This is a genomic window from Rossellomorea aquimaris, assembly GCF_003315075.1.
GTDB classification, from domain to species: domain Bacteria; phylum Bacillota; class Bacilli; order Bacillales; family Bacillaceae_B; genus Rossellomorea; species Rossellomorea aquimaris_C.
Map to the genome: position 1 here is coordinate 108,980 of NZ_QNRJ01000006.1, position 13,153 is coordinate 122,132.

The following is a 13,153-nucleotide window of genomic DNA, read 5'->3' on the forward strand; positions in this document are numbered from 1 at the left end:
TCCGCGGGGCGTGAGTTGAGCCTCCTCGGGCTTTGCCCTGTGGGGTCTCAACTTTCCCGCTATTCCCGCAGGAGTCGAGCACCTTCCGCTACAATCAACTATGTAGTATTCAATTTGAGTATATTAAAAGCTAATTTAAAAAGTTTTTTTAAATTACCATTAATGATTCTTTTCCACCACTTCATCAAATCGCTATCTTTTTTTTCTTTCTGTTCAATATATACTCACGCTTTTTGTTTCATTAAAAAAGCCAAGAATGAAGGATCATTCTTGGCTTTACTTTAAGCTGTTAGGCTGATGTTTTTTCTTCGTTCGGGTCGATCATGGTTCCATCTTCGAGCATTAGGTGTGGCGCCGCATCTTCTAGGATGGTTTCTTTTGTAATGATACATTTTTTAATATCATCACGGGAAGGAAGATCGAACATTACATCCAGCATCATCGTTTCGATGATAGAACGTAGTCCGCGGGCACCCGTTTTACGCTCGATTGCTTTTTTAGAGATTTCAAGCAGGGCATCTTCAGTGAACTCAAGCTCGACATCATCTAGTTCAAGCATTTTTTGATATTGTTTCACTAGCGCATTTTTTGGTTTTGTCAGGATTTCAACAAGTGCTTCTTCATCAAGAGGCTCAAGGCTTGAAATCACAGGTAAACGACCGATGAATTCTGGAATCAATCCAAACTTCAATAGATCTTCAGGTACAACTTTAGAAAGAAGGGATTTATCTTCTTTAACTTCTGCGTTTTTAGGATCAGAACCGAAACCAATCACCTTTTGACCTAGACGGCGTTTAATGATTTGTTCGATTCCATCGAATGCTCCACCACAAATGAATAGTACATTGGACGTATCGATTTGGATGAATTCCTGATGAGGATGCTTACGACCACCCTGAGGGGGAACGCTTGCTACCGTACCTTCAAGAATTTTCAGAAGTGCCTGCTGAACACCTTCACCTGAAACGTCTCTAGTGATGGATGGATTTTCAGATTTACGTGCTACTTTATCGATTTCATCGATGTAGATGATACCTTTTTCAGCTTTTTCAACATCGTAATCAGCTGCCTGGATCAATTTCAATAGAATATTCTCTACGTCTTCCCCTACGTAACCAGCTTCAGTTAGTGAAGTGGCGTCCGCAATGGCGAAAGGAACGTTAAGAATACGAGCAAGTGTTTGAGCCAGTAATGTTTTACCGCTACCTGTCGGCCCGATCATCGCAATATTACTCTTGGACAGTTCAACGTCATCGACTTTACTGCTTGAGTTGATACGCTTGTAGTGGTTGTATACAGCTACAGCCAGGGATTTCTTTGCCTGGTCCTGACCAATTACGTATTCGTCCAGTATTTCCCGAATTTCACGAGGTTTCGGAACGTCTTTAAATTCTACTTCTTCTTCCGTACCAAGCTCTTCTTCTACGATCTCTGTGCAAAGTTCGATACATTCATCACAGATGTATACACCTGGTCCAGCGACTAGTTTACGAACTTGGTCTTGTGTTTTTCCGCAAAAAGAACATTTTAGTTGTCCTTTTTCATCATTAAATTTAAACAATGATTTTCACCCCTTAGTTAAAACTTCATAAAATCGTGCTCTGTTTTCAATAAACGAACGATTTCTTACATCCCATTACCTAAAGTTATGTACTGCATTTTATCATATTATATGTTCGTAAAGAAATTGATACGATTCTTAAGAATCATCTTATTATGTAACACGCATTTTAGCAAATATTTTACATTGCTAGTTAGTATCTTGTCCAATTGAAGTCAGGTAATGTAAGAAATCTAATTATGTATGTTCCTGGTGAAAAATAATGCAACCCCGTTTAATAAGCTTTTTCCAAAAAAAGTGGTTCTTATTCTTGTTTGATAAAACAATTAAAACTTATTAAGTGAAGCTTAGTGATTTGGCTCATTTACGCCATAATCATCAAAAGCGATAGAGCAAACTCGTTTGCTCTTTCGCTTTTGATGATTATGGCTACTTTTCAGCAAAGCTGAAAAGCGTGAGAAACATCCGTTTCTCACGAATGAGCCAAATCACGGGGTATATCCGCTTCATTGTACAAAACAAGGCACGAATGAATCGCGCCTTGTTTGCTATTTTTATTATGCTACAGTTTTGCTGTTTTCAACAAGGAATTCTACTGCTTTACGTACTTTAAGGTCAGCTTTAAGTGTGTCAAGGCCGCCTAGAGCTTGTTTGATGTTGTCAGCAGACATGTTGTATTGTTCAGCCATTTTATTTACTTCTTCTTCTGCTTCTTCGTCGGTTACTTCAAGGTTTTCAGCTGCAGCGATTGCTTCCAGTGTAAGGTTTGTGCGAACGCGTTTACCAGCATCTTCTTTCATTTGACCTTTAAGATCTTCTTCTGATTGACCAGAGAATTGGAAGTAAAGGTCAAGGTTCATCCCCTGCATTTGTAGACGTTGTTCGAATTCCTGCATCATGCGGTCTACTTCAGCTGTAACCATTACTTCTGGAATTTCAACTTCAGCATTGTCAGAAGCTTTATTTACAAGAGTTTCACGAACGGCTGTTTCAGCTTCGTTCTTTTTAGACTCTTGAAGACGTTTTTCGATTTTTTCTTTTAGTTCAGCAAGTGTTTCAACTTCTTCGTCAGCGTCTTTAGCGAACTCGTCATCTAATGCCGGAAGTTCTTTCGCTTTGATTTCGTGAACTTTCACTTTGAATGTAGCAGGCTTACCAGCAAGTTCCGCTGCATGGTATTCTTCAGGGAAGTTAACTTCAACTTCTTTCTCTTCTCCAGATGCAACCCCGATTAATTGCTCTTCGAAACCTGGGATGAATTGACCTGAACCTAATTCAAGAGAATAGTTTTCAGCTTGGCCGCCTTCGAATGCTTCACCGTCAACGAATCCTTCGAAATCCATTGTTACAGTGTCGCCTTCTTCAGCTTTTCCTTCTTCTTTTACAGCTAGCTCAGCTTGTTTTTCTTGAAGTGAAGTAAGTTCAGCTTCTACATCTTCAGCTGTTACTTCTGTTTCCATTTTTTCTACTTCAAGACCTTTGTATTCACCAAGTTTCACTTCTGGTTTCACTTGTACTGTAGCAGTGAAGATCAGATCTTTGCCTTTTTCCATTTGCTCAACATCGATTTCCGGACGGTCGATTGGATCGATTCCCGTTTCTTCGATTGCTTTCGCATATGCTTCAGGTAAGATGAAATCTAATGCATCTTGGTAAAGTGATTCAACACCAAAACGTTTTTCGAACATTCCGCGAGGCATTTTCCCTTTACGGAATCCTGGTACGTTAACTTGTTTTACAACCTTTTTGAATGCTGCGTCCAAACCTTCGTTTACTTTTGCAGCTTCAACTTCAATTGTAAGTACTCCTTGGTTTCCTTCTTGCTTTTCCCATTTTGCAGACATACTGTTCCCTCCAACAATCTATAATTGATCTTGTATTTTTACGCATAGTAGTAGATAGTCCCGTATGAATCTAGCACTATCATCGTAAATATATGAAAAACTTTTACATTACAACCATTACATTATAACATACAGCCACTGTCTTTCAACAGAGAGCATTTAAATATTAGGAGAGGAAATTTCCTCTAGTTCCGTAATTCTTGTAAGAATCCACTGAGATTGTGTGTTTTCAACCTGGCCTTTTAACTCTTCTTCAAGGATGGCATCGGCAAACATCCCTGCCGTGTAGTAAGCATACACCGAAGCGATTGCTTTCGGTTCCTCCTCAAGTGTAAAAGGATAGAGAAGGAAGGTATGCCTTTTCAGTAAATCTTGAGCGTGCTGAAATAGCGTAGGATTCGTTTGGGCCAGAAGATCGTCCAGTGAGTCTGTGACCATCTTAAAGAAATCAGACTCGAACACATCTTTCAAAGCGGCAGGAGACACCCGCTCCTCTAAGCCGAACTTTGCTACATCTACTTCTTTATCCATTCCATGCTCTCTTAAAACATTTAAGATCATCGTTTGCAGAAATGGATGGGCAGATGGATCCTTTATAACCGCTTGCAACTCCCCGACGAACGGTTGAATGTTACGATGAACCAGCTGCGCCACGATCAACGTCTGTTCCTCCAGGCTCTTCCCGGATAAGATGGACGATTGATCTTCTTCTGATGATTCTTCTTCAGGAATGGACGCTTTTCCGTTCACTACTTTTTCACTGAATTGGAGAAGCTTCCTGAAATGTTCTTCCTTTTCAAAGGGCACTTCTTTTTCATCAAACAGGACGTTGATCGTGTCGACCACTTCCCTGTGCTGATGAAGCTGGATGAGAATCATCAAATACATATCAACGACTTCGAAATAGTCCCCGATCCCTTCGAGGAGCATCTCTTTACATATGGATCTGGCTTTGTCGTACTGCTTGCTTTCATAAAGAGATAGCACGAGTGCAGTATTGATATCGGGATTATCAGGTTCTAATTCATAGGCTTGCGTGAGTAACTGAGAGGATTCATGCACCTCTCCTTTCTCAAGTGCCTGCACACCCTTTTCCAGCAAACGATCCTTCAATCCTGGAAACAGGACGACTTTTCCTTTTCCTTCATGGTTTCCCTTAGTCATAAAACGTACCTGCCTATACTTTTTAGTTTGTATTAGTTTAGCATGATATCTTTTGGATAACAAAAAAAGCCTACCCTTTATAGGTAAGCTTTGTGTATGTAGGATTTATGGCGTCCCAGGAGAGATTCGAACTCCCGACCGTACGCTTAGAAGGCGTATGCTCTATCCGGCTGAGCTACTGGGACGTGATTTGTTTTTCAAGGACAATATTTATTATATTCACATAGCATCAATAAGTCAACAGATTTTCAAAAAAAGTTTAAATTATTTTTCCAGGATCGCTTCTTTTATCTGAAATAATGGAAGAGAACCCGCCGTGGCAGGTTCTCACAATGCTTTTACAATTGAAAGGATTGAGTCAATTCGTCCAGAACTACGTGATCATGAGTTAAGAATGTTACCTTTATTTCCTGATCATTTACTTCTACTAATGCGTAGGTTCGTTCTCTCCTGCCTCTTGGCAAAAGGATGCTTCCAGGATTCAAGAACAATGTGCCATTATTCATTTCTGCACCGAGTGTGTGTGAATGACCAAAGAAAACAAATTGTGCTCCAACTTCTTCAGCTTGATAACGCAGCTTCATCAGTGACATTTTAATTCCATACAGATGACCGTGTGTGACCATGATTGAATGGCCCTCTACCTTTTCAACAAGATCGTCGGGTAACCTGGCATCCATATCACAGTTTCCCCTCACCACAAGGTAGGGGGACAAGGCCTGGTCGTCCGCACTTAATTCAGAATCTCCGCAGTGAATCATGGCATCTACGGCAGATTGATACTTCTCTGATAGCTCCAATAGCTCTTCATTTGAACCGTGACTATCACTTACAACCAATAGTTTCATTCCGCTCACCCTTTAAATAAAGTCTGAGATTATGTTCTTTAGCTTTTTCAAGGCATTTCCACGATGGCTGATCTGACTCTTCTCGTCCTGAGATAGTTCAGCCATGGACTTTTGAAGAGTAGGAACGTAGAAAATCGGATCGTACCCAAACCCATTCGTTCCCCTCTTTTCTTGCAAAATCATGCCTTCGCATGTTCCTGTAACGGTCCTGGTTTCCCCATTGGGATCGGCAATCGCTAAAACACAGTGAAAGCGTGCGGTACGGTGAGTTTCTTCAACAGACTCAAGCTCACTTAATACCTTGTCCATGTTCGCCTCGTCACTCTTCTCTTCACCTGCGTAGCGTGCAGAATACACTCCCGGGCGACCTTCGAGGGCATCGATGGCCAAACCTGAATCATCCGCTATCACCAGTACTCCCAATTCCTGCGCAACCGTTTCAGCCTTTAATATGGCATTTTCTTCAAACGTTTCACCGGTTTCTTCAACATCCTCAATGTGAGGAAGGTCTAGTAATGTTTGTACCTCATACCCGTATGGAGCAAACATATGTTGAAACTCTTTTGCTTTTCCCCGGTTTTTCGTGGCTATGATCACTCGTTTTGTCATCTACAGTCTCATCCCTTTATTGAAATCTTTTTACTATATCCCCTAATGATTGCTGCTGAATTTGGAATATCTCGTGGATTCCTTCTTGTCCAAGTTTTAACAGTTGCTTCAATTGGTCCATCGTAAAGGTTGCTTCTTCCCCTGTTCCCTGAAGCTCTACAAATTCGCCTTCACCCGTCATGATGATGTTCATATCCACCAATGCACTGCTATCTTCAATATAATTCAAATCAAGAACCGCCCCGTGCTCTTCAACAATCCCCACACTTGTGGCTGCCAAGAAACTTTTCAGTGGAAAAGAAGATATTTTTTTGCTGTCTTGAAGCTTTGCCACTGCCATTGCCGTAGCAACGAAAGCCCCAGTGATCGAAGCCGTTCTTGTCCCACCGTCTGCTTGAATGACATCACAATCAATCCAGATTGTACGTTCTCCTAACGCATCCAAATCGACTACCGCTCGGAGCGCCCTTCCAATAAGACGTTGAATTTCCATTGTTCTTCCTGAAACCTTCCCTTTAGAAGATTCGCGAATGTTTCTCGTTTCCGTTGCTCTTGGCAACATGGAATATTCAGCCGTGATCCACCCTTTTCCACTGTTTCTCATAAAAGGAGGCACTCGTTCTTCGATGCTGGCATTACAAATGACCTTTGTTTCTCCAACCGTTATGAGGACGGAGCCTTCCGGATGCTTCACATAATCTGTCTCGATTTCAATATTCCGCAATTGATTCTTTTCTCTACCATCTGTTCTCATATCATTACCTCCTGTATTTTCGTACGTTATGTAAAAACGGTCTAATCAAAAATAGAAGAGGTGGCATTTTGCCAACCTCTTTTCAGATGTTTCTATAATAGTATATCAAAAAATCGTTATTTAAAAACTAATTGCATTCACATTTTCTGGTCTTGTCACTGGTTCTGTGATGGTTTCGCCGTCTTTAGACACTACCGTTGCTTCACCATTCACTAAAACAGAGACTCCTTTAATCCCTTTTTGCTCTGTTAAAGAAAGAACGAGAGAATTTAACATATGTTCAGAAACCATTTTTTCTTCAAGGCTTCCATAAACTGCTTCGTTAAAGTTCAATGTTACGGTTCCGTCTTCAAGCTTCGGATCGTCTAATAGTTTGGCACCTGTAAAATCACTTGCAAGTGCAGAAGAGTATCCTGGTCCATCAATCAACTCTTTCACAACCGCAGTGATTTCATCCACTGAATTTGAGCTTACGCGTTTAGTAACAGGAACGTAATACGTTTTATCATCCGTTTGCGATACATAATACACCGTTAGTGGTTTTGTGCTCGTAAGATCCACCACACCGGAAGTATCCACGTTGATACCGACTTTTCTCGTTAATCCTTTTTCATCAATCGGTGTTCCGTTAACAGGCATTTCAGTCAGTGGATATCCATTCACTCTAAGCTCTACTTTTTCAACTGAATCAAATTGAGTAAGCGTCCACGTGACGGATTGAAGAATTTTCTGCTCATCTTCAGGCTGGTAGTTATTGAATTCCGGAGAGAAATCGGCAATGGCCGTTCCGTCTTTAATATCGACCGTCACTTGTGTATCCGCCGGAAGCACGGCTCTAAAACCATTCGGCAGCACATTTTGAACCGGTCCATCTACGACCAGATACTCAAGAGCTTGTTTTGCCACACTTTCTTCACCTGGGAGCGGCAGCGATTGTGAGACAACATACCCCTTTTTATCGATGAGATATAGCTCTGTCATGACCGTTTCAGCAGTTGCTTCTTCCTTGCTCACTTCTTTTTCTGCGTCTTCTCCTTTAGCCGTATCCACTTTCTCCCCTTCTTTTAAGTAGGATAGGTCTTGAGGAGGATCGATTTTCTCTTTATCATCACCGAAACTGAGTAATCCACAACCTGAAAGATATACAGAAGAAGCTAAAACCGTTACAGCAATTGATACCTTTGCTTTTTTTGCCATTGGGAAACCTCCTAAAAGACAGTTTGTACTAACATGTATACGAGCCCGCTCTATAAAATAGACCGAAACTTTTTGAAAATAAAAGAACCATCCGATCACAGGATACTAATCCTGTAATCGAATGGTTTCTGCTTTCACTTCTCCGACTGTCAGCCAATCGGAGGCAATGCGTGAAAAGATGGCCGAAGACCCTGTGTTGAAAAAGCGGTGTTCAGGCTTTTGCACTCCCCTGTATAGGAGATTGTAATAATCGAGAATCGTACTTACTTCCCGTGCCGTTTCATCTCCGGAGCTTATCACACTGATCTCCGGACCCATGTAGGCTTTAATCTTAGGCTGTAATAGCGGGTAGTGGGTGCACCCCAGAATCAGCGTATCGATATCCGTATCTTTAATGGGGCGGAGAGTCTCTTCTACTATTTCTTCCGCCATGGAGCTATTGTATTCTCCACTTTCTACTAAAGGGACAAATTTCGGACAGGCGAGTGACGTGACATCCAAGCTGCCGTGCAGGGAGTGGAGTGCTTCTACATAGGCACCGCTATTAATCGTCCCGACTGTTCCAAGGACACCGATTCTCTTATTATGAGTATGCTTGATTGCCGCTCTGGCCCCAGGGTGAATGACGCCTATTACCGGGATGTCCAAGTGGGTCTGAATTTCATCCAGCACAACCGCAGTGGCGGTATTACATGCGATGATCAGCATCTTCATATCATATTGCATGAGATATTGGGTCATTTCCCATGTGAATGTTTTCACTTCTTGAGCTGTTCTGGGTCCGTAGGGACAACGGGCTGTGTCACCAAGATAGTAGATGGTCTCTTTCGGTAGCTGACGCATCACTTCTCTGGCAACGGTAAGCCCCCCAACCCCAGAATCAATGATGCCAATTGGTTGAATCACGTTATTCCCTCATTCTGGTTTCATTTCTTGATGAAGCTTTGCTAAATTATCTTTTAATAGTAACACTTCTTGTTCGGAGAAATCCGTCAGGACACTCTGTAAATAATCTTGCCTTTTATTGATGACTTCTTCAATAATTCTTTCGCCCTCTTTTAGCATATGAATCCGGACGACCCTGCGATCATTTTCATCCTTCACGCGTTCCACCAACTGATTTTTCTCCATTCTATCCACGAGATCGGTTGTGGTACTGCAGGCAAGGTACATTCTATTCGATAGATCACCAATGGTCATATCACCATATTCAAATAACCACTGCAGTGCAATGAACTGCGGCGGGGTGATGGTGTACTGACTCAATATTTCCCTTCCTTTTTGCTTAATGATCGATGATATGTAGCGCAGGTCTTTTTCTATATCTGCAACAACCTGTAATTCTCCAATGATTTCTTTAGAATTCGTCATGATTACTCTCCTTTTAAAATCAGAAACCGGATATGTACTCCTTATTGAAAACGGGAATCGATCACATAAGACCTTCCTGTTTTAGCTTCTATTATATGATGGGACCTAAGTGACCTTTCTTTCAGCCTAGACTTCCCCTACTAGCATTTTCGCTCTTTTACTGTAAAAATTCAAGACAAGTTCACAAATGGTCCAGAACTAAAAGAGACTGACTCTCATTCAAACATTAATAGGCATCCGCGGAAGACCCGTTAATTGTTTGTCATTAGAATCAGTCCCTTACAATTAAAGCTTGAGTTCCCCCATGCGAAGAAGCTCTACAACAGCTTGAGATCGCCCCTTCACTCCAAGCTTTTGCATGGCGTTGGAAATATGATTCCGAACTGTTTTCTCGCTAATAAATAGATCACTAGCTATTTCTTTAGTTGTTTTGTCTTGAACTAACAGTTCGAATACTTCTTTTTCTCTTTTGGTGAGCAACGGTTTGTGTGTAAAATCATTGTCCTTCAATTATGGTAACCCTCCTTGCCTTCGCCAGCTTTAAACCGCGGGGATGGGTATTGTGGTCGTCAGAATATCATATGTGAAGGGAGGGTTTGGAGTGACATAGAGAAGGAAGTTAAATGAAAAATAGGCAACGGTTTTTACAACACACTACAATGGGCTAAGATACCGCCATTTTGCAGTCAAGCTTCGCCTTCATTTCTTCCGTCCAAGGGACACCTTTTCCGGTCTGTTTTGATATTTGGACCATGGTTCCTCTACCTGTAAAGCAAACCTCTTCTCTTTCATTCAGACCCATATAGTGTAAATCCACTGAAGATTTCCCCACACTATTCGCCTTTACACAAACCTTCAGCTGTTCGTCGAAGAATACTTGTTTGACAAAATCACATTGTAGATCTGCAACGACAGGAATCGTATCGTGTTCAGGTTTTACCCAGTTTTGCATAAATCCTTTGTGTTTAAAAAATTCGATCCTAGCTTCTTCGAAATAAGTGAATGGAATGGTATTGTTCATATGTCCAAACATATCAGTCTCGGAAAACCGAACCTTTATATGGATTGAAAATGAAAATTCTTTTTGCCATGTTGCTATATCATCAATGTATGTAAAATGCTTCAAATTGGCTCCTCCTTTTGGGAAATGAATATAGAATAAGAAAATGAATGATCATTCATTATTTATTATAATCTTTTTCTGATAAATAAGAAACCTATAAAAGACAAAAAAAGCACTCCCCGAAGGAAAGTGCTTTTTGACTTTTACGATTAATCAACCATATGGTCGCTTCCGAAGAAGTTTTTAAACATTTGGAAAGTGGTCTCTCTATTCAGTGCTGCAATCGATGTCGTAAGAGGAATCCCCTTTGGACATGATTGAACACAGTTTTGAGAGTTCCCGCAGTTTGCAAGGCCTCCGTCTCCCATGATCGATTCAAGACGCTCATCCTGATTCATGGCACCCGTTGGATGGGCATTGAACAGACGGACCTGTGATAATGGAGCAGGACCGATGAAGTCCGATTTACTGTTTACGTTAGGACATGCTTCCAAACAAACACCACATGTCATACATTTCGATAACTCATATGCCCATTGACGTTTTTTCTCCGGCATACGCGGTCCGGGACCAAGATCGTATGTTCCATCAATCGGAATCCATGCTTTTACTTTCTTTAAGCTGTCGAACATGCGGCTGCGGTCTACCTGCAGGTCACGAACAACAGGGAAAGTACGCATAGGCTCCAAGCGGATCGGTTGTTCCAATTGATCAACTAAAGCGGTACAAGATTGTCTTGGCTTTCCGTTGATCACCATTGAACAAGCCCCACATACTTCTTCCAGACAGTTCATATCCCAGTTAATCGGAGTTGTTTGTTCCCCTTTTGCATTGACCGGATTACGACGGATTTCCATCAGTGCAGAAATAACGTTCATATTCGGACGGTAATCAAGCTCGAACTCTTCTTGGAAAGTTGCTGTTTCCGGGCCATCTTGACGAGTAATGATAAAACGGACTCTTTTGTTTTCACTCATCATTTATTTCCCCCTTTTTTCTTAGAATAGTCACGCTTCCGTGGTGCAATCAGTGAAGTATCTACTTCCTCGTAATGGAATTCAGGTGAATTCGTTGCGGCATTGTATTTAGCCATCGTTGTCTTCAGGAATTCTTCATCATTACGTTCAGGGAAGTCAGGTTTATAGTGAGCTCCACGGCTCTCGTTACGATTTAAAGCACCGATTGTAATAACACGGGCCAGTTGCAGCATGTTCCACAATTGACGGGTGAATGTTGCCCCTTGGTTGCTCCATTTAGCCGTGTCATTGATATTGATGTTTTGGTAACGTTCCATTAATTCCTGGATCTTTTCATCGGTCTGTTTCAGCTTATCGTTATGACGTACAACGGTTACGTTATCCGTCATCCACTCACCAAGTTCTTTATGAATGACATAAGCATTCTCAGTACCATTCATGGACATGATGTTGTTCCATTTTTCTTCTTCCTGTTTCACATAACGATCGAATAGAGAAGAAGGGACGGATTCAACTGTTTTCTCAAGCCCTGAGATATATTTAATAGCATTAGGACCTGCAACCATACCACCATATATAGCGGATAGTAATGAGTTCGCCCCTAAGCGGTTACCTCCGTGCTGAGAATAATCACACTCACCAGCAGCGAATAAACCAGGGATATTGGTCATTTGATCATAATCCACCCATAGTCCACCCATGGAATAGTGAACCGCAGGGAAGATTTTCATTGGTACTTTACGCGGGTCATCACCCATGAACTTCTCATAGATTTCGATGATTCCGCCAAGCTTAATGTCAAGCTCTTTTGAATCTTTATGAGATAGATCCAGGTAAACCATGTTTTCACCGTTAATACCAAGCTTTTGGTTTACGCACACATCAAAGATTTCACGTGTTGCGATATCACGGGGTACAAGGTTTCCGTATGCAGGATACTTCTCTTCAAGGAAGTACCACGGCTTTCCATCTTTATATGTCCAAACTCGTCCACCTTCACCACGGGCCGATTCACTCATGAGGCGAAGCTTATCGTCCCCTGGAATGGCTGTCGGGTGAATTTGAATGAACTCACCATTTGAATAGTAAGCACCTTGTTGATAGACGATCGAAGCGGCTGAACCTGTATTGATAACAGAGTTGGTGGATTTACCGAAGATAATCCCTGGTCCTCCGGTTGCCATGATCACTGCATCAGCTGCGAACGATTTAATTTCCATCGTTTGAAGGTTTTGAGCAACGATTCCTCTTGCCACTCCTTCGTCATCGACCACGACGCCAAGGAATTCCCAACCTTCGAACTTATTCACAAGCCCTGCTACTTCATGACGTCGAACCTGCTCGTCCAACGCATACAATAATTGTTGACCAGTCGTAGCACCAGCGAAAGCTGTTCTATGATGCTGCGTTCCACCGAAACGACGGAAATCCAGTAATCCTTCCGGTGTACGATTGAACATTACCCCCATACGATCCAGTAAATGAATAATCCCCGGTGCCGCTTCTGTCATTGCTTTAACAGGTGGTTGGTTCGCTAAGAAATCCCCACCATATACTGTATCATCGAAATGTTCCCAAGGAGAGTCTCCTTCTCCCTTGGTATTAACGGCTCCGTTAATACCACCTTGTGCACATACAGAGTGAGAACGCTTAACGGGTACCAGTGAGAATAAATCTACTTGCGTTCCTTTTTCTGCTGCTTTAATTGTGGCCATCAGGCCGGCTAAACCGCCACCGACAACGATGATTTTGCCTTTACTCATCG

At 41.9% G+C, this 13,153-nt stretch carries 13 protein-coding genes and 1 tRNA gene; all 14 read right to left on the reverse strand.

What is annotated here, in order from left to right; all coding sequences use genetic code 11:
• Window positions 1–289: 289 nt before the first annotated feature.
• The 14 genes from clpX to sdhA all read right to left on the reverse strand — a co-directional run bounded on the left by clpX (window position 290) and on the right by sdhA (window position 13,151).
• Window positions 290–1,561 carry an ATP-dependent protease ATP-binding subunit ClpX gene (gene clpX / locus DET59_RS09985; RefSeq protein ID WP_113969530.1) on the reverse strand — a complete coding sequence of 424 codons (1,272 nt, stop codon included), beginning with the start codon at window positions 1,559–1,561 and terminating at the stop codon, window positions 290–292.
• A gap of 557 nt (window positions 1,562–2,118) precedes the next feature.
• Window positions 2,119–3,405, reverse strand: coding sequence for a trigger factor (tig, locus tag DET59_RS09990; RefSeq protein WP_113969531.1), 1,287 nt, complete (start codon window positions 3,403–3,405; stop codon window positions 2,119–2,121).
• A gap of 159 nt (window positions 3,406–3,564) precedes the next feature.
• Complete coding sequence (locus tag DET59_RS09995) at window positions 3,565–4,569, reverse strand: tetratricopeptide repeat protein (RefSeq protein WP_113969532.1); 1,005 nt, start codon at window positions 4,567–4,569, stop codon at window positions 3,565–3,567.
• 108 nt (window positions 4,570–4,677) lie between these two features.
• Window positions 4,678–4,754 (reverse strand) — tRNA-Arg (locus DET59_RS10000).
• A gap of 153 nt (window positions 4,755–4,907) precedes the next feature.
• Window positions 4,908–5,417 carry a metallophosphoesterase gene (locus tag DET59_RS10005; protein WP_113969533.1) on the reverse strand — a complete coding sequence of 170 codons (510 nt, stop codon included), beginning with the start codon at window positions 5,415–5,417 and terminating at the stop codon, window positions 4,908–4,910.
• A 12-nt stretch (window positions 5,418–5,429) separates the two neighbouring features.
• Entirely contained in the window at window positions 5,430–6,026 is a 597-nt protein-coding gene (locus DET59_RS10010) for an XTP/dITP diphosphatase (protein ID WP_113969534.1), read from the reverse strand.
• 16 nt (window positions 6,027–6,042) lie between these two features.
• Window positions 6,043–6,780: a ribonuclease PH gene (gene rph / locus DET59_RS10015; RefSeq protein ID WP_113969535.1), complete on the reverse strand. Its 738-nt coding sequence runs from the start codon at window positions 6,778–6,780 to the stop codon at window positions 6,043–6,045.
• Between the two features lie 120 nt (window positions 6,781–6,900).
• Window positions 6,901–7,977 (reverse strand): GerMN domain-containing protein, encoded by a 1,077-nt coding sequence (locus DET59_RS10020; RefSeq protein ID WP_113969536.1) that lies wholly within the window; start codon window positions 7,975–7,977, stop codon window positions 6,901–6,903.
• Between the two features lie 105 nt (window positions 7,978–8,082).
• Window positions 8,083–8,883, reverse strand: coding sequence for a glutamate racemase (racE, locus tag DET59_RS10025; RefSeq protein WP_113969537.1), 801 nt, complete (start codon window positions 8,881–8,883; stop codon window positions 8,083–8,085).
• A gap of 9 nt (window positions 8,884–8,892) precedes the next feature.
• On the reverse strand, window positions 8,893–9,348 hold the full coding sequence (locus tag DET59_RS10030) for a MarR family winged helix-turn-helix transcriptional regulator (RefSeq protein ID WP_113969538.1): 456 nt from the start codon (window positions 9,346–9,348) through the stop codon (window positions 8,893–8,895).
• 285 nt (window positions 9,349–9,633) lie between these two features.
• Window positions 9,634–9,858 carry a helix-turn-helix domain-containing protein gene (locus DET59_RS10035; RefSeq protein ID WP_032087424.1) on the reverse strand — a complete coding sequence of 75 codons (225 nt, stop codon included), beginning with the start codon at window positions 9,856–9,858 and terminating at the stop codon, window positions 9,634–9,636.
• Window positions 9,859–10,012: 154 nt separating this feature from the next.
• Window positions 10,013–10,474 carry an acyl-CoA thioesterase gene (locus tag DET59_RS10040; protein WP_113969539.1) on the reverse strand — a complete coding sequence of 154 codons (462 nt, stop codon included), beginning with the start codon at window positions 10,472–10,474 and terminating at the stop codon, window positions 10,013–10,015.
• 146 nt (window positions 10,475–10,620) lie between these two features.
• Window positions 10,621–11,388, reverse strand: coding sequence for a succinate dehydrogenase iron-sulfur subunit (gene sdhB, locus DET59_RS10045; protein WP_113969706.1), 768 nt, complete (start codon window positions 11,386–11,388; stop codon window positions 10,621–10,623).
• Window positions 11,388–13,151, reverse strand: coding sequence for a succinate dehydrogenase flavoprotein subunit (sdhA, locus tag DET59_RS10050; RefSeq protein WP_113969540.1), 1,764 nt, complete (start codon window positions 13,149–13,151; stop codon window positions 11,388–11,390). The genes sdhB and sdhA overlap by 1 nt, the downstream gene beginning before the upstream one ends.
• Window positions 13,152–13,153 lie beyond the last annotated feature (2 nt).